Annotated in this window: 24 protein-coding genes and 1 tRNA gene; 15 read left to right on the plus strand and 10 right to left on the minus strand. The window is 57.9% G+C overall.

The window, feature by feature from the left end:
* Positions 1-31 precede the first annotated feature (31 nt).
* The 3 genes from ABWV79_RS09400 to ABWV79_RS09410 form a co-directional block, all read right to left on the minus strand.
* Positions 32-1,792: a DUF6538 domain-containing protein gene (locus ABWV79_RS09400; RefSeq protein WP_353391559.1), complete on the minus strand. Its 1,761-nt coding sequence runs from the start codon at positions 1,790-1,792 to the stop codon at positions 32-34.
* A gap of 82 nt (positions 1,793-1,874) precedes the next feature.
* Positions 1,875-1,950, minus strand: a tRNA-Ala gene (locus ABWV79_RS09405).
* 140 nt (positions 1,951-2,090) lie between these two features.
* Positions 2,091-2,417: a TIGR02300 family protein gene (locus ABWV79_RS09410; RefSeq protein ID WP_170356065.1), complete on the minus strand. Its 327-nt coding sequence runs from the start codon at positions 2,415-2,417 to the stop codon at positions 2,091-2,093.
* A 100-nt stretch (positions 2,418-2,517) separates the two neighbouring features.
* Between ABWV79_RS09410 and ABWV79_RS09415 the strand changes: the two genes are divergently transcribed.
* From ABWV79_RS09415 to ABWV79_RS09425, 3 genes are all read left to right on the plus strand, one after another.
* Positions 2,518-3,213, plus strand: coding sequence for a M48 family metallopeptidase (locus ABWV79_RS09415; protein ID WP_353391561.1), 696 nt, complete (start codon positions 2,518-2,520; stop codon positions 3,211-3,213).
* 30 nt (positions 3,214-3,243) lie between these two features.
* Positions 3,244-3,891 (plus strand): GntR family transcriptional regulator, encoded by a 648-nt coding sequence (locus ABWV79_RS09420; protein ID WP_353391563.1) that lies wholly within the window; start codon positions 3,244-3,246, stop codon positions 3,889-3,891.
* A 112-nt stretch (positions 3,892-4,003) separates the two neighbouring features.
* Positions 4,004-5,131, plus strand: coding sequence for a lytic murein transglycosylase (locus ABWV79_RS09425; protein ID WP_353391565.1), 1,128 nt, complete (start codon positions 4,004-4,006; stop codon positions 5,129-5,131).
* 5 nt (positions 5,132-5,136) lie between these two features.
* Here the strand turns inward: ABWV79_RS09425 and ABWV79_RS09430 are convergent, their stop codons facing one another.
* Positions 5,137-6,099 carry an acetyl-CoA carboxylase carboxyltransferase subunit alpha gene (locus tag ABWV79_RS09430; protein WP_353391567.1) on the minus strand — a complete coding sequence of 321 codons (963 nt, stop codon included), beginning with the start codon at positions 6,097-6,099 and terminating at the stop codon, positions 5,137-5,139.
* A 122-nt stretch (positions 6,100-6,221) separates the two neighbouring features.
* Between ABWV79_RS09430 and ABWV79_RS09435 the strand changes: the two genes are divergently transcribed.
* The gene (locus ABWV79_RS09435) at positions 6,222-7,055 is read left to right on the plus strand and encodes an AraC family transcriptional regulator (RefSeq protein WP_353391568.1); all 834 of its coding nucleotides are present in this window, start codon (positions 6,222-6,224) and stop codon (positions 7,053-7,055) included.
* A 1-nt stretch (position 7,056) separates the two neighbouring features.
* Here the strand turns inward: ABWV79_RS09435 and ABWV79_RS09440 are convergent, their stop codons facing one another.
* Positions 7,057-7,653 (minus strand): LysE family translocator, encoded by a 597-nt coding sequence (locus ABWV79_RS09440; protein ID WP_353391569.1) that lies wholly within the window; start codon positions 7,651-7,653, stop codon positions 7,057-7,059.
* 73 nt (positions 7,654-7,726) lie between these two features.
* On the opposite strand from ABWV79_RS09440, the gene ABWV79_RS09445 reads away from it, so the two are divergent.
* Both ABWV79_RS09445 and ABWV79_RS09450 read left to right on the plus strand, forming a co-directional pair.
* The gene (locus ABWV79_RS09445; protein ID WP_353391571.1) at positions 7,727-8,179 is read left to right on the plus strand and encodes an Lrp/AsnC family transcriptional regulator; all 453 of its coding nucleotides are present in this window, start codon (positions 7,727-7,729) and stop codon (positions 8,177-8,179) included.
* 117 nt (positions 8,180-8,296) lie between these two features.
* Positions 8,297-8,875 (plus strand): PA14 domain-containing protein, encoded by a 579-nt coding sequence (locus ABWV79_RS09450; RefSeq protein ID WP_170754939.1) that lies wholly within the window; start codon positions 8,297-8,299, stop codon positions 8,873-8,875.
* 33 nt (positions 8,876-8,908) lie between these two features.
* Here ABWV79_RS09450 and ABWV79_RS09455 read toward each other — a convergent pair whose 3' ends face one another.
* The gene (locus ABWV79_RS09455; protein ID WP_170754941.1) at positions 8,909-9,871 is read right to left on the minus strand and encodes an L-malyl-CoA/beta-methylmalyl-CoA lyase; all 963 of its coding nucleotides are present in this window, start codon (positions 9,869-9,871) and stop codon (positions 8,909-8,911) included.
* A gap of 295 nt (positions 9,872-10,166) precedes the next feature.
* Between ABWV79_RS09455 and dgcN the strand changes: the two genes are divergently transcribed.
* From dgcN to ABWV79_RS09470, 3 genes are all read left to right on the plus strand, one after another.
* Positions 10,167-11,168, plus strand: a complete 1,002-nt coding sequence (gene dgcN / locus ABWV79_RS09460; RefSeq protein ID WP_170787116.1) for an N-acetyltransferase DgcN — start codon at positions 10,167-10,169, stop codon at positions 11,166-11,168.
* 62 nt (positions 11,169-11,230) lie between these two features.
* On the plus strand, positions 11,231-12,196 hold the full coding sequence (gene dgcA / locus ABWV79_RS09465; protein ID WP_353391574.1) for an N-acetyl-D-Glu racemase DgcA: 966 nt from the start codon (positions 11,231-11,233) through the stop codon (positions 12,194-12,196).
* A gap of 10 nt (positions 12,197-12,206) precedes the next feature.
* Positions 12,207-13,067 (plus strand): D-amino-acid transaminase, encoded by an 861-nt coding sequence (locus ABWV79_RS09470; RefSeq protein ID WP_353391576.1) that lies wholly within the window; start codon positions 12,207-12,209, stop codon positions 13,065-13,067.
* 43 nt (positions 13,068-13,110) lie between these two features.
* On the opposite strand, the gene ABWV79_RS09475 is transcribed toward ABWV79_RS09470, so the two are convergent.
* The 3 genes from ABWV79_RS09475 to ABWV79_RS09485 form a co-directional block, all read right to left on the minus strand.
* The gene (locus ABWV79_RS09475; protein ID WP_353391578.1) at positions 13,111-13,425 is read right to left on the minus strand and encodes a DUF1244 domain-containing protein; all 315 of its coding nucleotides are present in this window, start codon (positions 13,423-13,425) and stop codon (positions 13,111-13,113) included.
* Positions 13,426-13,498: 73 nt separating this feature from the next.
* Positions 13,499-13,738, minus strand: coding sequence for a DUF6868 family protein (locus tag ABWV79_RS09480; RefSeq protein ID WP_353391579.1), 240 nt, complete (start codon positions 13,736-13,738; stop codon positions 13,499-13,501).
* A gap of 59 nt (positions 13,739-13,797) precedes the next feature.
* Positions 13,798-14,535 (minus strand): N-formylglutamate amidohydrolase, encoded by a 738-nt coding sequence (locus ABWV79_RS09485; protein WP_353391581.1) that lies wholly within the window; start codon positions 14,533-14,535, stop codon positions 13,798-13,800.
* Between the two features lie 133 nt (positions 14,536-14,668).
* Between ABWV79_RS09485 and pyk the strand changes: the two genes are divergently transcribed.
* The 6 genes from pyk (at position 14,669) to ABWV79_RS09515 (ending at position 20,028) form a co-directional block, all read left to right on the plus strand.
* Entirely contained in the window at positions 14,669-16,114 is a 1,446-nt protein-coding gene (gene pyk, locus ABWV79_RS09490) for a pyruvate kinase (protein WP_353391583.1), read from the plus strand.
* Between the two features lie 211 nt (positions 16,115-16,325).
* The gene (locus tag ABWV79_RS09495; protein ID WP_170356081.1) at positions 16,326-16,763 is read left to right on the plus strand and encodes a universal stress protein; all 438 of its coding nucleotides are present in this window, start codon (positions 16,326-16,328) and stop codon (positions 16,761-16,763) included.
* Between the two features lie 14 nt (positions 16,764-16,777).
* On the plus strand, positions 16,778-18,328 hold the full coding sequence (locus ABWV79_RS09500) for an alanine/glycine:cation symporter family protein (RefSeq protein ID WP_170356082.1): 1,551 nt from the start codon (positions 16,778-16,780) through the stop codon (positions 18,326-18,328).
* Positions 18,329-18,508: 180 nt separating this feature from the next.
* On the plus strand, positions 18,509-18,709 hold the full coding sequence (gene rpmI, locus ABWV79_RS09505) for a 50S ribosomal protein L35 (protein WP_010443552.1): 201 nt from the start codon (positions 18,509-18,511) through the stop codon (positions 18,707-18,709).
* Positions 18,710-18,723: 14 nt separating this feature from the next.
* Positions 18,724-19,089 (plus strand): 50S ribosomal protein L20, encoded by a 366-nt coding sequence (gene rplT, locus ABWV79_RS09510; RefSeq protein WP_008756009.1) that lies wholly within the window; start codon positions 18,724-18,726, stop codon positions 19,087-19,089.
* Positions 19,090-19,251: 162 nt separating this feature from the next.
* Positions 19,252-20,028, plus strand: a complete 777-nt coding sequence (locus tag ABWV79_RS09515; RefSeq protein ID WP_353391586.1) for a methyltransferase domain-containing protein — start codon at positions 19,252-19,254, stop codon at positions 20,026-20,028.
* Positions 20,029-20,128: 100 nt separating this feature from the next.
* Here the strand turns inward: ABWV79_RS09515 and ABWV79_RS09520 are convergent, their stop codons facing one another.
* On the minus strand, positions 20,129-21,520 hold the full coding sequence (locus ABWV79_RS09520; protein WP_353391588.1) for an aminotransferase family protein: 1,392 nt from the start codon (positions 21,518-21,520) through the stop codon (positions 20,129-20,131).
* Positions 21,521-21,580: the final 60 nt, after the last annotated feature.

Raw genomic sequence — 21,580 nt, forward strand, 5'->3', positions numbered from 1 at the left:
GTCCTGCAAAGCAACGGAAAATGAACTTTCATTAGATCTGACTAACATCCAACTCTGCAAATTGGATGTTGTCTATGGCGTCCTTTAAGAGACCCAAGCGATAAACTCCATCGCCATACCGCCCTGCCATGCCTAGCTCAGCGTGACCTTGTATTGCGTTCATAATGTGCGGAAGAACGCCGCCATTGCGGCATGCATCCTCAAAATTGTGCCGAAACGAGTGGAATGATGTCTTCTCTGTTTTCACACCGATACGCTCGAGGTATCGACTAAAGAACTTCGAGAACTCCCCTGAGTGATAACCGGAGGCATCTATCTTGAGTTCAGAGAAGAGTTGCCGTTCACCGCTATCCCGCCGTTCTTCTACGAACTCAAGGAACCCAAGCTCAACAAGTTGCCGGTGAACTGGTATGCGCCGCCTTCCGCTCGCTGACTTGACCTTCTGATCCTCTGCTTCGTCCGTGATATCTAGGAACACGATCCCGTCCTCTTCGCGTACATCACTTACTTTCAACTGGCAGAGTTCGTTGAGCCTTGCCCCTGTGAACAACCCGAGGAGCGGCAACCAGTACCGCGCGGTTCCACGCATGGAGTGATCCCCCGGTTCCGCGCAGAAACGCTCAGACCGGCATCCAGTGTACAGAGGGCTATTGAATAATTTGGACAACTGTTCCGTGCTGAACGGGTCGCGTTGCTCACGCGCGTTGACCGTCTCCTTGATCGTCAATCCTTTGAACAACCCGGTTCTGATACCGTCATGGTGCGCCTCAGCCCAATTCCAGAAGGCACCGACCCTTCGTAACGCTTTGTTCAGTGTAGCACTGCTCATCGGTGGCATGCCTGTCGCAGCGGCCTTATCGGCGGCCTCTAGGATCGAAAGGTTTCTGACCTCGGGTTTCTTCTTCCAGTTCGCTGGGAGCTTGAGCAGGACTGCCTTGAAACGTCGAGCATCGTCCTTGTTGTACTGAGAGAGGGCTTTATCGCCTGCGATCTCCTTGAAGGCGGATATCCAAGCCAAATGATCATCGCGTACCTTGGGTGACCATGCGCCTCGTGACTTCTCCGCTTCCCAACTCGTTACCGCCTCAGACAGGAGAAGACCCTCCGAGTCACCGTCAGTTCCGCGAGGGGTAACCTCGGGGTAGGGCGGGGTAGAAACTGGGTTGCCAAGGTCTCTATCCTTCGTCGCCTCATGGGCTTCCACAGATGCCTCTTGGAGCGCCCTGATCAGCCTTGGCCAACTTGGGGAACCCTCGGCCAATTTCAGGTCAATGCCTTCCCACGTAAGAATCTCCTCGGCCTCTGATCGGAAGAACTTATCGCGTTTGCCTCGAGCGAGGTTGGTTCGGTTGACCTCGTTCATGTCTTGGTTGACCTGTTGCCATTCCTCAAAGGTTGGGCGTGGTTCATAGGCGATGAGTTCGTCTGGATCGTCTGGGTCCTCGAAGCCTTCCAACCGAGCCTCTTCGTCCTCATCCAAGAGGTGATGCAGGTAGGCTTGCTTTGCTCGAGCTATCTGGATGAGGGTCAGTTCGTCCAGAGGCGCTTCCGCATCCTTCTCCTGTTGCCTGCTCAGCGCTCTCCGGTGTTCCTCAAACAGGCGGTCAATGCGGGCTGCTTCGATACGGACCCTAACGAGAGCCTCAGCCCTGTTTTTGGTGCGTAGAGAGAAGGTTTCTTCGACTTTGCCGTACGAGTCAGCAATGTCCTTCGGGACGGCTGCACGGTGATAATAGGTTGATCCACGGCGATACAGGCGGGGGTGTCCAGGCATCTTCTCAAGAGTCCTCACTGTAACACCTCAATGTAACAGACCCTCGGGAAAACCATTGAAAACCATGAAGTTATTGAGTTCAAAGCATATCATGGAGATTTGGTGGAGCCTAGGGGAGTCGAACCCCTGACCTCTTGCATGCCATGCAAGCGCTCTCCCAACTGAGCTAAGGCCCCATCTAGGGACTGCCGAAGCAGTGGACGGACGTTTATGAGACGGCGGCAGCGAGTGCAAGTCCAAAAATGGATTCTGGCAAAATCTTTCCGCTCATCGTCCCGGAAGGTTCGAGGCGGCGCTGGGCCGCCTCTGAACGGTATTAGTTTTCGTCTTCAGACGACATGTCTTTGATGTCGTCCAGAGAGACGTCATCATTGTTGTCGTCATCATCATCCAGCAGGTCATCGTCCAGATCGACGTCGACATTGTCGTCATCGTCCAGAACAATATCCTCGTCCGACGCATTCTCGCGCGCTTTGGCCGAGGCCGCATCTTCCGCGTCAGCCGCAATCATCCGGCTTTTGCCGGTGTCCAGCTCAACGATCTCGCCGGTATAGGGGCTGACGATCGGGTCCTTGTTCAGGTCGTAAAACCGCTTGCCGGTTGTTGGGCAAACGCGCTTAACGCCCCATTCTTCCTTGGGCATGTGAAATCCCCTTGATATCAGGTGAGTCGTAATAACGATTCAGGTCACGTGCCACATGCAGCGGGCACTGTCAAAGCCTTTGCACAGGAGAACATAACCAATGGGAGAGCACGCACTGCCCGGCACACCCCGTGTGCGGCTGACACTGCGCAAATCAGCGCGTGCCAGGCGGATCAGCCTGCGGATTTCCCAATTGGATGGACGTGTTACACTAACTTACCCCGATGGTGTGCCCGAGTCTGAGGCGTTGAAGTTTGCGCATCTCAAGGCAGAGTGGATACGCCAACATCTGCAAGATCGTCCGGATCCTGCGGTGGTGCAATTTGGTCAGATGTTGCCAGTCGAAGGAACCGAACGGCGAATCGTCCCAGCAGAAGGGCGGCGCGTGCTTCTCAGAGGCGACGAAATCGCCGTGCCCGAGGGCGCCGAGGCAAAGCGTTTGGCCCGGTTTCTGAAAGAGCTCGCTCGCGACCGGTTGACCGGTGCCTGCGATGACTACGCGGCGATGTTGGGGCGCAGTTACTCTGGCCTGACTATTCGCGATACGCGGTCGCGTTGGGGGTCATGCAGCTCGGCTGGTGGTTTGATGTTTTCATGGCGGCTGATCCTCGCGCCGTCTGAAATTCTGCACTATGTCGCTGCACATGAAGTGGCCCATCTGGTCGAGATGAACCATTCCCGAGCGTTCTGGGCTCAGGTTGAACGGATATTTGGTGACTACCGTGAACAGCGGCGTTGGTTGCGCGACAACGGGGCGCAGTTGCATCAGTACAGATTTGACGCTCCTGTGAGTTGACCCCAAATCAATTTGTGATCACATGGTCAAATGTTAAACACGCGTTCTTCCGACTCGCAGACAGCTACGCATGACAGGGTATATCGGACCCTGCGTGCGCGGATCATGCATGGGGAAATCGCTCCGGGTCATGCGTTGACCCTGCGTGGGATCGGTAAAGAATTCGGGGTGTCCATGACGCCCGCACGCGAAGCTGTGCGGCGTCTTGCGGCCGAAGGCGCCTTGTTCCTGTCCTCATCCGGGCGGGTGTCGACACCAGAGTTGACCAATGACCGTATCGAGGAACTTGCAGCTCTGCGCGCGCTGCTAGAGGTCGAGCTTGCCAGCCGGGCCCTGCCGCGCGCGCACATGGCCCTGATCGACCGATTGCAGAGCATCAACATGACCGTTGCCGAGATGGTTACCAAGCGCGATGCCGTTGGCTATATCCGCACAAATCTCGAATTCCACCGCACTTTGTACCTGAGGGCGCAGGCTCCAGCGATGCTGGCGATAGCCGAGACTGTGTGGCTGCAACTTGGGCCGACCATGCGGGCGCTTTATGGGCGGCTGCGGCGTACAGAACCCCCGCATTATCACAAACTGATCATCGCCGCGCTCAAGGCCGGGGATGAGCCCGGTTTGCGTCTGGCGGTGCGTTCGGACGTGACGCAGGGTCTGCGGATGCTGGTAACTTAAGCGGCGATTTGCCGACATTGCCGCGTGCGTTTGTTTCGATACAGCAGTTCTGGCTTGGACGGGTGGTCTGGGTTACTCTGATCCCAAACCACAACAAGAGCAGATTTCAATCATGATCAATCGTCGGGTATTTTCTGTCGGTCTTGGATCGACCCTCTTGGCCGCCTGTTCAGGTGGCACGCAAACCACAGCTCCTGCATCGCGGATGCGGCCGGTTCCGAATGCCGGGTGGGACGCCTGGGTAGCCGGTTTCAAAACTCGCGCCGCATCGCAGGGGATTTCGCAAACAACCCTAAACCGTGCGTTCCAGGGGGCAGGCTATTTGCCCGGAGTTATCGAACGTGACCGCAATCAGGTCGAGTTCAAGCGTTCGCTCGAGGATTATCTGGCTATCGCAGCCTCGGATGAGCGGATCGAGACAGGCCAGCAGATGATGGTTCGGCACGCCGCAACTCTGTCGCAGATCGAGGCGCAATATGGTGTCGACAAAGAGGTTGTCGTCGCTGTCTGGGGGTTAGAGAGCCGATATGGCGCGCGGCGCGGGGATGTGCCGGTGGTTTCGGCAACGTCTACATTGGCCTATGACGGGCGACGCGGTGCGTTTTTCGAAAAACAGCTGATCGCGGCGCTTCAGATCATTCAGGCGGGGGATACGACGCCGGACAAGATGACCGGCAGTTGGGCCGGTGCAATGGGGCATACTCAATTTATCCCGACCTCGTATCTGGCCTTTGCCGTGGATCATACTGGCGACGGCAGACGTGACATCTGGTCCGAAGACCCCTCGGATTCGCTCGCGTCGACAGCGGCCTATCTGGCCCGTTCGGGATGGAAGCGTGGGCAGCCCTGGGGGGGTGAGGTCGGCACGGTTTCCGGTACACCCGTCGCGGTGCTGCAGCCGCAGGTGCCGGGGCCGCGCATTGCCGTGTTTCGCAATTTTCAGGTGATCAAGCGGTACAACAACTCGGATAGCTACGCGATTGGAGTCGGACACCTGTCTGACCGGATCGCGGGGGGCGCGCCGTTTCAGGCCTCGTTCGGGCCGGATGCGACCGGGCTGACGCTGGAGGACCGCAAAGAGCTGCAGCGCCGTCTGACCGCTGCGGGTTACGACACGCAAGGCGCGGATGGGGTGATTGGTAACAACACTAAATCCGCCATCAGCGGCTATCAGAGCGCCAATGGCCTTCCGGTGACCGGAGAGCCCTCGGTCGCGCTGTTGCGCAGGTTGGGCGGCTAGGCGCTTTAGGCTGCCAGACCTTTCGAGCCGATATCCAGGAATTTCTGGCGGCGGTCGCGTATCAGGGCTGCCGGGTCTTTGCCGTCGAGCTCTTGCAGCATCGAGGCAATCGCAGCACGCACCGAATCAACAGTGGCCGAGGGATCGCGATGGGCCCCGCCCTTGGGCTCGGTAATGATCCGGTCGCAGACGCCAAGTTTGTATAGGTCTTGGGCGGTCAGGCGCAACGCCTCGGCGGCCTCGCGCATCTTTTCGGCATCTTTCCACAGGATCGAGGCACAGCCCTCGGGCGAGATCACCGAGTAGACCGAATGTTCCAGCATCGCGACACGGTTAGCCGTCGCGAACGCAACCGCACCGCCGGAACCTCCTTCTCCGATGATCACGGAAACCAGCGGCACACCGATCTTTAGGCACATCTCGGTTGACCGCGCGATGGCCTCGGACTGGCCGCGTTCCTCGGCCCCTTTGCCGGGATAGGCCCCGGCCGTGTCGATCAGGGTGATCACCGGCAGGCCAAAACGTCCCGCCATTTCCATCAGGCGAACGGCCTTGCGATAGCCTTCTGGGCGAGCCATGCCGAAATTGCGCTCGATCCGCGATTTGGTGTCTGATCCCTTTTCGTGGCCGATCACCATCACGGGCTGATCGTTGAGCCGCGCCAATCCGCCGATCACCGCGAGATCGTCGGCAAAATTGCGGTCGCCGGCCAGAGGGGTGAACTCGGTAAACAGCTCTTTGACATAGTCCTGACAATGAGGGCGCATGGGGTGCCGCGCCACCTGGCATTTGCGCCACGGGGTCAGATCGCCATACAACTCATCCAGCAGCTTGGCGGCTTTGGCATCCAGCGCGGCGGCTTCTTCGGCAACGTCCATTTCTTCGTTGGCGCGGGCCAGCGCGCGCAGTTCCTCGGCCTTGCCTTCGATCTCGGCCAGCGGTTTTTCGAAATCCAGATACTGGGTCATGACGCCTCTCAACGCGGAAGTTCCCTGCTATATGACCTGACGTCGCCTGGGATGCAACTCAGCAAGATTTGTGGATCGGCAATATGTTTGTGTGAGGGGGCAAGGAAGAAGGACGAAACCGGATGGCAAACAGCTATGAAACCCGCATCCTGCGTGTGCTTGAATATATCCACGACAACCCCGCAGGGGATCTGTCTTTGGATGCACTTGCGGATGTGGCGGCGATGTCGAGATTTCACTGGCACCGTGTGTTTCGGGCAATAACGGGCGAAACCTGTGCGCAGGCAGTGCGTCGGATCCGTTTGCACCGTGCCGCCAGCCGGTTGGTGCAGACCGACGTGCCGGTTGCGCAGTTGGCCAACGACGTTGGTTATCCGAACCTGAACTCCTTCGAGCGGGCGTTCTCTGACGCCTATGGCATCAGCCCTGCAGCCTTTCGAAAGGCCGGTCTGTTCCTGCCAGCACATCCATATTTCAAAGCAGGAGACTACCCGATGCACCCCGTTGAAACCCGTACCGAACCTGCCCGCCGGATTGTCGCGTTGAAGCACCGCGGCAACTATGCCGAGATCGGCAGGAGTTTTGAAACCTTCGGCGCGTTGTGCGAATCCCGCAAGCTTTGGCCTCAAATGGGCCCGGTCATTGGTCTTTACCTAGACAGCCCCGACGAGGTGCCCGAGCAGGACCTGCGCAGCTACGCAGGCGCGGAATACCGTGGAGACGCGGCCCCGGACGGGATGGAAGACCTAAGTATCCCCGGCGGTAAGACGGCTGTCTTGCGTTACAAAGGTCCGTATTCCGGTATTCACGCCGCCTATCACAGCCTGTTCGGCAATTGGCTGCCGGACTCAGGCGAAGAGCCTGCGGATCGACCCTGCTATGAGATTTACCTCAACGACCCACGCGATACGCCGCCCGATGAATTGCTTACCGAAATCTGCCTGCCGCTCAAGTAAATCAAGCAGGCCAAAGGACCGGATAGAGGGACGCAACCAGCAGCGTGGCCATGGTCCAATTGAAAACCAGCAAGCGGCGCGGGTTCGTGAGGACTCGCGCCATTTGCTGCCCAAGTACCGTCCATGTGCTGACCGATGGCAGATTGACGGCGCCAAAGACCAGAGCCACGATCAAAATGGCCTCGGGCGTGCGGCCCGGTGAATAGGCCGTGGTCGCTGTCAGGGCCATGGCCCACGCTTTGGGATTAACCCATTGAAATGCGGCAGCTTGCAGAAACGTCATGGGCGTTCCAGCCTCGGCCGCTTGACCTGAAGGTGCGGCATTGGCGATTTTCCAGGCCAAGAATAGCAGATAGATTACGGATGCGATTTTCAGCACCGTGTAACTGGTTGGGTATTGGTCGAAGACAGCCGCCAGACCCAGCCCAACTAAAACAACCATGAAAGTGAAACCCAGTCCGATCCCAAGCATATGAGGGATTGACCGGCGGAACCCGAAATTTGCACCCGAGGCCATCAGCATCAGGTTGTTCGGTCCCGGTGTAATGGAAGAGACAAAGGCAAAGATGATCAGGGCCAGAAGCAAGTCGTAGGTCATGGCGCGCAGCATTGCCCAGAAAACGGCAAATGAAATTGCAATATTGTGCGCGTGTCTTTATTTTTAGCAACAAATGTCGAAGATAGATCAAATAAACCAACATATATTGCGCGAATTGACCCGAGATGGCCGTATCAGCAACTTGGAATTGGCCGACCGAGTGGGCCTGTCCCCCTCGGCTTGTTTGCGCCGAGTGCAGGAGCTGGAGCGCTCAGGCGTAATTTCAGGTTACCGCGCAGTGTTGAACCCTGCGGCGTTAGGGGTGGGCTTTGTGGCCTATATCGGTGTGGGGCTGGGCGAGCATACAAAAGCGGCGCAGGAAGGGTTCGAACGCGCACTGCAAAACGCGCCCGAAGTGGTTGAATGCCACAACATCACCGGGACGATCGAGTACCTGTTGCGCGTAGAGTGCCAAGATCTGCCCGCCTACAAAACATTCCACACCGACGTTTTGGGAACACTGCCGCATGTCACCTCGATCACGTCATACGTGGTGATGGGTTCTCCCAAAGACATGCGCGGATGACTGCGAAAATGTGATTGTTAACTCTCTTGCCGGGTAATTTCCGACGTCCTAGTGTTGAACAAATGTCCCAACCAAGATGGGGAATAACCTCAAAGGGACCGTATCAGGGAGAAGAAAATGAATCTCGTTCGAACCGGAGCACTTGCCGCTGCCTTGGCGATTTTCGCCGGGGGTGCGTTGGCTGCACCCTTGAAACTGCAACCGGCAAACCCGCAACCTAATCCCAAACCCGGATTGGATGTGAAATACGCATGGGAAGGGAACCCTCCTCGCAAAATTCAAAACTTGGCCAAAGTTGGTTTTCTTCTGAAGAAAGCCAAGTCAGGTAAACCACTGCGTGGCTTGGATTATCGTGATACGACCGAAGGCGATCCGGTTTTGACATTCAATGAGGCGTTCAACGTCGCAGCCGAAGTCACTGGGTATATCAAGTTCGACTCACCCGGTGTCTATGAGCTTGAGACTTGGTCGAATGACGGTATCGACGCTTGGGTCGGGGGGCAGCAGATCGGCTATGTCAATGGGCGGCAAGGCTGCGAAGCCAATCAGAGAACCGAGGTCGAAGTGCCACAAGCCGGGTGGTATCCGCTGAAGATCACATATTTTCAGAAATATGGCACATCCTGCCTGATGATGAAATCGGGCAAGAAGGGCGAGCGTTTTACATGGACGCCCAACGACGTCTTCGGTCGGTAAAGAAAAAGGCGCCCCGCGGGGCGCCTTGCTTCGTTAACCGTTGGCGGCGATCAGTTCGGCCTGTGCCACGATCACCTCTGCCTGTTTGATCGAGGCGATATCGACCAGACGCCCTTTGTAGACTGTTGCGCCTTCGCCATTAGCCTTGGCCTGTTCCATTGCCGCCAGGATCTCGCGCGCCTCGGACACCGCTTCGTCCGACGGGGTGAAGACCTGATTGGCCAGCGCGATCTGCTTGGGGTGAATCGCCCATTTGCCCACCATACCAAGCGTGGCCGAGCGCTTGGCCTGTGCGATATAGCCCTCATCATCCGAGAAATCGCCGAACGGGCCGTCAACCGGCAGCACGCCATGGGTGCGGCAGGCGGCAACGATGGCGGCTTGCGCCCAGTGCCACGGATCGGACCAGTGCTTTTCGCCCTCGCGCAGCATGTAATAGTTTTCCTGCGTGCCACCGATGCCGGTAGTTTGCATCCCCATCGAGGCCGCAAAGTCTGCTGCACCAAGGCTCATGGCCTGCAGACGCGGGGAGGAGGCCGCGATGGCTTCGACATGGGCGATACCAGCGGCGGATTCGATGATGACCTCAAAGCTGATGGGCTTGGTGCGGCCCTTGGCGCGCTCGATCGCCGTGACCAGCGCGTCAACGGCATAGACGTCCTCCGCACAACCCACCTTAGGTATCATGATTTGGTCCAGACGGTCGCCGGCCTGTTCCAGCAGATCAACCACGTCGCGATACCAGTAGGGCGTGTCGAGGCTGTTGATGCGGACGGACATGTATTTGCCGCCCCAGTCGATTGTGTTTAGCGCCTCGATCACATTGGCACGGGCCACGTCCTTGTCGGTGGGGGCGACGGAATCCTCAAGGTCCAGATTGATCACATCGGCCGCCGAGGCCGCCATTTTCGGGAACAGCTTGGTGTTCGATCCGGGGCCAAACAGCTGACAGCGGTTGGGGCGGGCAGGGGCGGCGGGTTGAAGGCGAAAGCTCATCTGGACCTCGTGCGAGTAAGGAAATTACGATTTTCTTGCCTCATTGGGTATTAAATTGCGCAAGCCTGCGCAAGCGCCTTTGTGCAGTTGCGGCATTGCATTCGCAGCATTCACTAAAATACGCTGCGTCCCCGGTGGTTAAAGTTTAATCGGTTTGAGAACATGAAAGATTTTTGCGGAATTTTGGGTAGCTGTGCAAGAATTTCCCAACCGGCCTCATGTTGCCCAAGGAATTCGCGAAACTCTCGCCTGCCGGCTCCACTAGGCTGCGTCGGAATCAAAGGAGTGCACCGCAATGATCGAGACACCGTATCTGTTGTTTTTGGGCGATGCGCCCGACCAGTTGGCCGCGAAAGTCGCCATCGGCATCCGGGACTGGCGTCCCGAGAACGCCGTGGGCCAGTACCGGATGGAGGGTTGCAAGGCCGATCTGGGCATGACCGACCTGACTCTGGCCGAGGCCAAAGCCGCCGGGGCGAAAACGCTGGTCATTGGCGTTGCCAACCGGGGCGGTGTGATCAGTGCAGCGTGGAAGAAAGTGCTGATCGAGGCGCTTGAGATGGGGTTTGATCTGGCTTCGGGCCTACATAACCTATTGCGCGATGAGGGCGATCTGGTGGCCGCGGCGCAAACCCATGGCTGCACGTTGCACGACGTGCGTGTGCCGACTGTTGGCTATCCGATTGCCAATGGTAAAAAGCGCAGCGGCAAGCGGTGTCTGGCCGTCGGGACCGATTGTTCGGCGGGTAAGATGTACACCGCCATGTCGATGGATGCCGAGATGCGCAAGCGGGGCATGAAATCCACCTTCCGCGCCACGGGGCAGACGGGCATCCTGATCACTGGGCAGGGGGTTCCGCTGGACGCGGTCGTGGCCGATTTCATGGCCGGTGCGGTCGAATACCTGACGCCAGAGAATGACGCCGATCACTGGGATCACATCGAAGGGCAGGGGTCACTGTATCATGTGTCCTATTCCGGTGTAACCATGGCGCTGATCCACGGCGGCCAGCCCGATGCGCTGATCCTGTGTCACGAACCCACACGGACCCATATGCGCGGCTTGCCCGAATATTCCCTGCCGTCGCTGCCGGATCTGCGTGACGCGGCACTACCACTGGCGCGGATCGCCAACCCGGCCTGTCAGGTTGTCGGCGTGTCGATTAACACCCAGAACCTGAGCGAAGACGACGCGCGCGCTTATATCGCCGAGGTTGAGGCCGAGTTAGGGTTGCCCGCCACTGACCCGTACCGCTTTGGCGCGGGTAAGCTGGTTGACGCGCTGGCGGCGCTATAACACGGTCTGGCAAAGATTTTTCGTCGAAAAATTTTGGTCGCTCTGCTGGGGAAAGGTGTGTGATGCGGATAGACATTTCGCGGGATGTGTTTCGGTTGGCGCAGGTGTTCACCATCTCGCGCGGGTCGCGGACCGAGGCCAAGGTGCTGACCGTTCGGGTCTCGGACGGCGCGCATCAGGGCTGGGGAGAATGCGTGCCCTATGCGCGCTATGATGAAACGCTGGAGTCGGTCGAGGCCGAGATCGCGGGCTTGCCTGCGGACTTCACTCGCCAATCCCTGATGGATCTGCTGCCTGCTGGGGCGGCACGGAATGCCGTGGACTGTGCGCTATGGGATCTGGAGTGCAAGCGTGCAGGCAAACGGGCGTGGGACTTGGCTGGTCTGCCGGTGCCCAGCCCCGAAATCACCGCCTATACCCTGTCGCTGGACACACCCGAGGCGATGCAGGCGCAAGCCGCCGCCAATGCGCATCGCCCGCTTCTTAAGATCAAGCTGGGCACGCCGGACGACATGCCCCGGCTTGAAGCTGTGCGCGCGGGCGCGCCGAAGGCGCAGATCATCGTCGACGCGAATGAGGGTTGGTCGGCCGCTGTTTATGCCGACCTTGCCCCGCATCTGGTGCGTTTGGGTGTGGCTCTGGTCGAGCAACCCTTGCCTGCCGGTGAAGATGACGCGTTGATCGGAATGGAGCGTCCGGTGCCCGTGTGCGCCGACGAGTCCTGTCATGATCGCAGCAGCTTGCCCGGCCTCAAGGGCAAATATGATGTGGTCAACATTAAGCTGGACAAAACCGGCGGTCTGACCGAGGCTCTGGCGCTGCGGCAGCAGGCGCTGGCCGAGGGCTATAAGGTCATGGTCGGTTGCATGGTTGGCAGCTCGCTTGCGATGGCCCCTGCGACCTTGTTGGCGCAGGGTGCGATGGTAACGGACCTTGACGGTCCGCTTCTTCTGGCCGAAGACCGCACCAACCCGCTGATTTTTGATGACGCCGGAGTGCATCCGCCAAAAGCGGCGCTCTGGGGCTGAGGAGAGTGACATGACCCGCACCGTTTACGTGAACGGAGAGTATCTGCCCGAGACCGAGGCCAAGGTCTCGATCTTTGACCGTGGTTTCCTGATGGCCGACGCCGTTTATGAGGTTACCAGCGTGCTGGACGGCAAGCTGATCGACTTTGACGGCCACGCTGTGCGTCTGAAACGCTCGCTGGACGAGCTGCAGATGGCCGAGCCATGCAGCAAGGATGAACTCCTGGCTATTCACCGCAAACTGGTCGAGCTGAACGGGATCGAAGAAGGTCTGATCTACTTGCAGGTCTCGCGTGGCAGCGACGGGGACCGGGATTTCGTGTTCCCTTCGGTCGATACCAAACCGACGCTGGTTCTGTTCACCCAGAACAAGCCAGGATTGGCCGACAGCCCGGCGGCGCATAAGGGCGCTAAGATCATCTCGATTGATGACATTCGCTGGGGCCGCCGTGATATCAAGACAGTGCAGTTGCTGTACCCGTCGATGGGCAAGATGATGGCCAAGGCCGCCGGATGCGATGATGCGTGGATGATTGAGGATGGCTATGTCACTGAAGGCACCAGCAACAACGCCTATTTCGTAAAGGACGGCAAGATCGTGACCCGCCCGTTGTCCAATGACATCTTGCACGGGATCACCCGCAAGGCTGTGTTGCGTATGGCTGCCGAGGCGCAGATGGAAGTCGAAGAACGCCTGTTTACGATCGATGAGGCGAAAGAGGCGGATGAAGCGTTCACCACCTCGGCCAGCGCCTTTGTTATGCCAGTGGTCGAGATTGACGGTGTCGCGCTGGGCGATGGTACGCCGGGAGCGATTGCCAAACGCCTACGCGAGATTTATCTGGATGAAAGCCGCAAGGCGGCGATCTAAGGAAAAGGCCCGCCAAACCGGCGGGCCTTTTTGATTTCAGCGTTCAACCTTTTTTGGTGACGTTTTCGTCAAAGGCGACCTCGAAGGCGGCCTGTTTTTCGGGGCTGGCTTCGGTCTGATAATTGGCTTTCCACTCATCCATGGTCATGCCGTAGAAAATCTGACGGGCTTCGTCCTTGCCCATCTCGATGCCTTTTTTGTTTGCGGCTTCCTGATACCAGCGCGACAGGCAGTTGCGGCAGAACCCGGCCAGGTTCATCATGTCGATGTTCTGCACGTCGGTGCGGTCTTCCGTCAGGTGCTTTTGCAACCGGCGGAAGGCTGCGGCCTGAAGTTCGATTTCGGTTTGCTTGTCCATGTGCTGACTCCGGATGACAGTATCGTTGTCCTTGACCTAGCGGCCCGGAGGCGATGTTTCAACAAACAGGATGTCAGGCCAGTTTCAAGGCCAGCCAAGGTACGATGCAAAAGATCAATGTAAGGACCTTGTAGTTGGCCAGATACCGGAAATACGCTCGTTTCACTTCCGACCGCTCCATCTGGAATAACTTGCTGTGAATGCCCGCAATCTGCTCCTGCCGCAGCAGGACCATTAATGTTGTGAACAACAGTACTGCGATGTTGAGCGCGGCCATCCAACCAAACACAGAGGTTACGAATTCCTGGGTCATGGCGATCCCCTTTCGACGAATATATGGGGATCAGGTGGTATCCTCACAATGACGTGTGATCAAAGGTCGCTGGTATCCAGTGCGTCCTGTAGCACAACGGCCAAACGTTTCGCCCAAGCCCGTTGTCCAGCGTGATCGGCGATCAGATCATTGCGCAGCTCGATCAGGGCATTGGGGCGACCAAAGGCGGTGCAGTGCTTGTCGATGGCATCTCCGGGCAGGACACCGGTATAGGGTTCGTTTACGCCGACGCACAGGTCGTCTTCTGCCTGCAACCGGGTGATCAGCGGGCGCGCAAAACGCTCGTCCGGGGTGTGCAGCACGCCCACATGCCACGGGCGGGGGTCGCGCCCCCGCAGCTGTCGGGTAAAGGAGTGCATGGACACAATCACCGCATGGGGTAAGGCCGCCAGCTCGGCCAAAGCATTGTGATAGGGGCGATAACACATGTTCAGCCGCCGTTCCCGCTCGGCCACGTCGGCGTGACGATTGCCGGGGATGATCGACCCATCATACAGCTTCATCAGCAGGGTCGGGTCATCCTCGCCCCGGTTCGGGTCGATCACAAGACGCGAGAAATTGGCCGCGACCACAGGCGCGTTCAGGATTTCCCCAAGATGTTTCGAGACCTCGTACGCCCCCACGTCATAGGCGATATGACGCTCCATATCCTCGCGCGGAAGGCCGAGGTCTCCGCCGTTGATGTCGTGTGGGACGGTGTTGGTGGCGTGGTCACATGTGATCAGCCAACGCGAAGGGCGATCTGCGCCGTGGATAAAATACGGAGAATACGTCATAAGCCTGTCATCTGGTTCGTCGCAGGTGTAGGGCAGTTGCTAATAAAAGGGAATTGCGCAATAAGCAGCTTGAAGCAATGTTTGCGGTAACATTTGCGCGACGCCCAGGGAATACGTGAGGAGAGCACCAACAATGCGACGCCTGAGAAATGTGAAAATCGTGGCGACGCTGGGTCCGGCGTCGAATGACTATGACATGATCCGAGCCCTGCACGAGGCCGGGGCCGATGTGTTCCGCTTGAACATGAGCCACGGTAGTCATGATGAAATCCGCGAGCGGCACCGGATTATCCGTCAGGTTGAAAAGGATCTGGACAGCCCGATTGCCATTCTGGCCGATTTGCAGGGACCGAAACTGCGTGTCGGCGTCTTTGCCAGCGACTCTGAGGAATTGGAAGAGGGGGCGGCGTTCCGGCTGGACCTTGACCCGGAGGCCGGGGACATCAATCGCGTTTGCCTGCCGCATCCCGAGATTTTCGCCGCGTTGGAACCCGGCGCACGCCTGCTTGTCAATGACGGTAAAATCCGCCTGATCGTGCAGGAGTGCGGTCAGGATTTCGCCAATTGTACCGTTGAGGTGGGTGGCACGATCTCTAACCGCAAAGGCGTGAATGTGCCTGATGTCGTGCTGCCGTTGGCGGCCCTGTCGGCCAAGGACCGCGACGATCTGGAATTTGTTTGCCAATTGGGTGTCGACTGGCTGGCGCTGAGCTTCGTGCAGCGCGCCAAAGACGTTTTTGAGGCGCGCGCGCTGGCCGATGGTCGGGCGGCGATCCTGTCCAAGATTGAAAAGCCCGCCGCGGTCGAGGCGTTTGACGACATTCTGGATGCGTCTGACGGTATCATGGTGGCGCGTGGCGATCTGGGGGTTGAACTGCCGGTTTCGGCCGTGCCGCCGATCCAGAAACGTCTGGTGCGCAAGTGCCGGGGCGCGGCCAAACCGGTGATTGTCGCGACGCAGATGCTGGAAAGCATGATTGAAAGTCCAATGCCCACGCGGGCCGAGGTTTCGGACGTGGCAACCGCGATCTATGAGGGCACCGATGCTATAATGCTCAGTGCCGAGTCGGCTGCGGGTTCTTACCCGGTCGAAGCCGTGCAGACAATGAACAAGGTCGCCATCGAGGTCGAGGCGGACCCAACATATGGCCAGATTATTGCCTCGTCTCGTACGGCCAAGGGGACAACGATCGCCGATGGGATCGTTGCCGCTGCGCGCGAGATTGCAGAAAAGACTGATATCAAGGCGATCTGTTGCTTCACCCAAAGCGGGACTACTGCTTTGCTGACTGCCCGAGAAAGGCCCGAAGTGCCGATTATCGCCATGACCCCGGCCACCGGCACTGCGCGGCGACTATGCCTGAGCTGGGGGTGCCATTGTGTGATGACGCCCGAGCTGGAGCGTTTCAAGGGCGCGGTTGTGAATGCAGCCCGTGCAGCTCGTGCTGGGGGCTTTGCCGCTGAAACTGATCAGATCGTGGTGACTGCTGGTGTGCCGTTTAATGTGCCGGGCACCACCAATATCCTACGTATCGCGCCCTGTGATGAGCGTTTGATTTACAACACAGATCCGGGTTGAGGATCTGCATTGCTCAATAAATAAGCAAAATATACACTTTAAAAACATATATATAGGTGAAATTTGAGGGCAATCTGCAGTTTGCCCTCTGTTTTTCGCTGTTTTTCTCGGATACTGATTTTCACGGGTAGTCTATTGAATTCGTTCCAGACTCCGGCTGCCCGCCCGGGGGCACGGGCCCCGGTATAATCAACAATATTGGAGAAACGTCATGACAACCAAGATTGTCATCGGACTGGACGGGACAGAAACCGGAGAGCGCGCGATCGCCTTTGCCAAAGACCTGGCTGAGCGGATCGGAACGTGTGAATTACTTGTGGTTTACGTCATCGAATGGTCCCCTTTTACCTTTCAGACACCGGAAGAAAACGCCCAGCGACACAAGCGGCGCGAAGAAGAAGTTGCATTGGCGACTTCGCGCATCGTTACGCCTGCGGTTGATGCTTTGACCTCAGGCGGGTTCACGGCCCAGGGCATCGTGCGCCACGGCGACGTGGCCGAAACGCTGAACGCTATCACGGTGGAAAACGGTGGCACCCAAATCATCGTCGGGCGCGCCTCGGCGGATGGGTTCAAGAAACGGCTGTTCGGCAGTTCGACCCAGAATCTGGTCATGCATGCCGATGTGCCGGTCACGGTCGTGAACTGAGGGGAGCGATGAAAATGAATATTTATCAGAAAACGGCGCTGGCCGCCGCCGCGATGCTGGGTGCCAGCCCTGCGATGGCGCAAGAGGCAGCCGGTCTGGACGACAAGATCAATCAGGCTTTTGCCGATTTTACCGGCCCGTTCGTCAGCTTTATCTTCGCGCCGTTTCCCGGCACTGGCTTCCCATGGATCGTGGGGTGGCTGGTTGTCGCCGCGACGGTCTTTTCAGTGTATTTCGCCTTTGTGCAGTTCCGTTTCTTCGGGCACGCGATCAGCCTAGTCAAAGGCGATTATTCCGACCCGAATGACGCCGGCGAAGTCAGCCACTTTCAGGCGCTGGCGACTGCGCTTTCGGGTACGGTCGGTCTGGGCAACATTGCCGGTGTGGCAGTGGCCATCGGGATCGGCGGGCCGGGCGCTACTTTCTGGATGATCATGGCGGGCCTTCTGGGCATGGCCTCGAAATTCACAGAATGTACGCTGGGCGTGAAATACCGAAATGAATACGACGACGGCACCGTGTCCGGTGGCCCGATGTATTACATGTCCAAGGGCTTTGCTGAACTAGGCCTGCCGGGTGGCAAGATTCTGGCGGTTCTGTTTTCGATCTTCTGTATCCTTGGCGCGCTGGGCGGGGGCAACATGTTCCAGGCCAACCAGGCGCACCAGCAGATCGCGGGCATCGTCGGAGATTATCCCGGTTGGATCACCGGTTTGGTCTTTGCGGGTATCGTATTCGCTGTGATCGTGGGTGGCCTGAAGTCCATTGCGCGTGTGACCGAAAAAGTCGTGCCGTTTATGGGTGTCATGTATGTTCTGGCCGCTCTGGTCATTATCATCATGCATGCGGATCAGATCGGGTGGGCCTTTGGTCAGATTTTCGCAGGCGCCTTCACCGGCCTCGGCGTTGCTGGCGGTATGGTCGGTGCGCTGATTCAGGGCTTCCGTCGTGCGGCATTCTCGAACGAAGCGGGCGTGGGCTCGGCTGCGATCGCGCACTCGGCGGTGAAAACCAGCGAGCCGATCACCGAAGGGTTCGTGTCCCTGTTGGAGCCGTTTATCGACACGGTCGTGATCTGTACCATGACAGCGCTGGTAATCATCATCACCCAACAGCTGATCGTTGATCCGGCAACTGGCCTGTACGTGCTGAACGAAGCGGGCAACGGTATCGCAACCGTTGACGGCAATTCGGGCGTCAGCCTGACCTCGGCGGCCTTTGGCAGCGCCTTTGGCTGGTTCCCGTTCGTGTTGGCCATCGCGGTGGTTCTGTTCGCCTTCTCGACCATGATCAGCTGGTCCTATTACGGCCTCAAGGCCTGGACCTACCTGTTTGGCGAGGGTCATACCAAAGAGCTGATCTTCAAGATTATCTTCTGTGTGTTCGTGGTGATCGGTGCGGCGGCCAACCTTGGTCCGGTCATCGATTTCTCGGACGCGGCGATCTTTGCCATGGCGGTTGTGAACGTCTTTGCGCTGTATTTCCTGATGAAGGTCGTGCGCGAAGAGCTGGCGAGCTATGCGGCCCGGCTGAAAAGCGGCGAAATCCGCAAATTTGGCCACTAAATCATTTCACCGGGGCGGTCTGCGCCGCCCCGGTGCCTGACCAGTTGCAGAATCCGCAGATTCTGGTCCAAACCCCCTTGCCAGTATGATCGAACTTGCGTAAACGGCGCATCTGTTGCGTGACCGGCCGAGATGGCATGCCGAGTCGCGTCTGAAACCGAACCCTGGAAGGAGACGGAAATGCCTAAGATGAAGACCAAGTCGAGCGCCAAGAAGCGCTTTAAGGTGACTGCGACCGGTAAGGTCCTTGCTGGCCAGGCCGGCAAACGGCACGGCATGATCAAGCGGACCAAAAAGTTCATCCGCGACGCCCGTGGCAACACCACCCTGTCCGCCCCCGACGCCAAGATCGTCAAGGGCTACATGCCCTACGACCGCTAAGAGGAGATACCAACATGTCCCGCGTTAAAGGTGGAACCGTAACTCACGCCCGTCACAAGAAGGTTATCAAGGCCGCCAAAGGTTACTATGGCCGCCGCAAGAGCACCTTCAAGGTTGCCCGTCAGGCCGTCGACAAGGCCAACCAGTATGCAACCCGCGACCGCAAGAACCGCAAGCGCAACTTCCGCGCGCTGTGGATCCAGCGTATCAACGCTGCTGTCCGTTCGCATGACGAGGCTCTGACCTATTCCCGCTTCATCAACGGCCTGAACCTGGCCGGTATCGAAGTGGACCGCAAAGTTCTGGCCGACCTGGCCGTGCACGAACCGGAAGCGTTCGGCGCGATCGTCGCCAAAGCTCAGGCCGCTCTGGCTGCCTGATCCTCTGATACAGAGACAGTGAATGAAAGGCCGTCCCATTCGGGGCGGCTTTTTTGTTCGGCGGTTGTCTGAAAGTTGGCTTTGCTCTGCCGGCAGACTTATTTGTCAGGAAATGTTAGATGTCGAACCACTGGTTAAACTAATTTCTTCGGGGTCGGCGACATGCTTGAGTTTGATGAGGAGACAACCCGTCTTTTGGATAGTGTCTATGAAGGCGCCGACGTAACGCGTCGACGTCGCGGTTCCTTTGATGCGCTAAAGCCTTCCCCCGGTGATACAATAGCGGACATAGGATGCGGCAACGGCCTATTAACGGCAGAGCTAGCTCGGGCAGTTGGTGGAACCGGCCATGTCATAGGAATTGATCCTAGTGACGCTATGCGGCATTCGGCCGAAAATAGATGTCAAACTTATGATTGGGTCAAGATCGTTGAAGGCGAAGCCGGACGCCTTCCCGTCAAAGACGCCTCGGTTGATAAGGCCGTATCAGTGCAGGTGTATGAGTACCTGGACGATATTCCGGCCGCGGTGGGCGAAGCCTATCGGTGCTTAAAACCAGGGGGGTTGCTCGTCATAGGCGATATCCATTTCGACAGTTTGATATGGTTCAGTGAAGATCCTGCTCGGATGGCGCGAATGGTAAGGGCATGGGATGAGCATTTTGTTGAGAGAGGAGTGCCTGCTCTTTTGCCTCCAATCCTGACGGATGCTGGTTTTGAAGTGGAGGGAGTAGCTCCCGTTACCGTTTGCGATACTCAACTCCGGCCAGATGGGCTGGCCAATATGTTGATTGTCCTGATGGAAAGGTTCACTAAGTCCAAGCAGCTTTTGCCTGATGAGGAAGCGGCCGCCTGGGCAGATGAACAGAGAGCCTTGGCTATGCAAGGAAAGTTTTTCTTTTCTCTAACTCATTTCGTCGTCAGCGGCCGTAAGCTATAGCAACGGAGCAGTAGAGCTGTAGTTAGTTCGTTGTCTCTCGTTACGACCAAAAAAACCGGCGCCATGGGCACCGGTTTCTGCGCTGTAATCAACTAGTAGTCTACCCAAACACACGCCCGAGCGCACCGTCCACCGCGTCGGTGATTTGGTCAATATCGTCCGGAGTGGCAATCAGCGCGGGTGAGAAGCACAGCGTGTTGTTCTTGCCCGGGACCGAGCGATTGGTCACACCGATGATTACGCCCTGCGCCATGCAGTCGGCCACAATTGCTTGTGCCATCTTTTCGTCCACCGGCTCGCGGGTGGAACGATCCGCAACCAGTTCTGCGCCAAGGAACAGGCCCTTGCCGCGCACGTCGCCGATGACTTTGTGCTTTTCCATCAGCTCTTGCAGGTTACCCATCATGCGCGCGCCCATGTCGGTGCAGTTTTGCAGCAGGTTTTCATCTTCGATGATCCGCATGTTCTCGATCGCCGCCGCCGGGCCTGCAGTGCAGCCGCCGAAGGTAGAGATGTCGCGGAAATAGTTCATCGGGTCGTCTGCATTGTCTTTGAACATGTCAAAGATTTCCTCGGTGGTGACCATGCAAGCGATGGCGGCGTAACCCGAGGCGACGCCCTTGGCCATGGTCACAAAGTCAGGCTTCACACCATATTGCTGATAACCAAACCATGTGCCGGTGCGGCCAACACCGCAGACAACTTCGTCGATATGCAGCAGGATGTCGTACTTGTCGCAAATCTCCTGCACGCGCTGCCAATAGCCTTCGGGGGCCTCAATCACACCACCGCCAGCGGTCACGGGTTCGAGGCACAGTGCGCCGACAGTATCGGGGCCTTCGCGGACGATGACCTCTTCGATCTGATCAGCAGCCCATTCGCCGAAATTCTCTTCGGGGGCGCCGTCCAGCTCGTGCTTGCGGTATTCCATGCAGTGCGGCACGCGCACAAAATCCGGCGCGAAGGGGCCGTATTGCGCGTTACGCTCATCCTGACCACCCGCCGACATCGCCGCGAGGGTCGAGCCGTGGTAGTCGCGATCGCGGTAAAGAATCTTGGTCTTCTTGCCGCCGTATTTCTTGTGGGCGATCTGGCGGACCATCTTAAAGGCTTTCTCATTCGCCTCAGAGCCTGAGTTCATGTAGTAAACGCGGCTCATCCCCGGCATCTTGCTGATCAGCTTTTCCGCAAAGATCGAGCCCGGAATCGACCCGGCCGAGTTGGCGAAGTAACACAGCTTCATCAGCTGGTCGTAGACCGCCTTGCAGATCGATTCGCGGCCATAGCCCACGTTGACCGTCCAGACCCCGCCGGATACGGCATCCAGATGTTCCTTGCCGTTCTGGTCCCAAACGCGCATGCCTTTGCCTTCGACAATGATGCGCGGATCATTGGTTTCAAAGGGTTTGTGCTGGATCAGGTGGTGCCAGATATGGGCGCGGTCGGCTTCGACCACGCGGGAAAGATCGTTTTCGTTGAACGTGCCGTCCATGACATGTCCTTTCACAAAGTATGGGTGCGCAAGGTGCGGGAGCTGGGTCCCGGCCTGTGT

Origin of the sequence: Ruegeria sp. HU-ET01832 (assembly GCF_040371315.1) — a bacterium.
Lineage (GTDB): Bacteria > Pseudomonadota > Alphaproteobacteria > Rhodobacterales > Rhodobacteraceae > Ruegeria > Ruegeria lacuscaerulensis_A.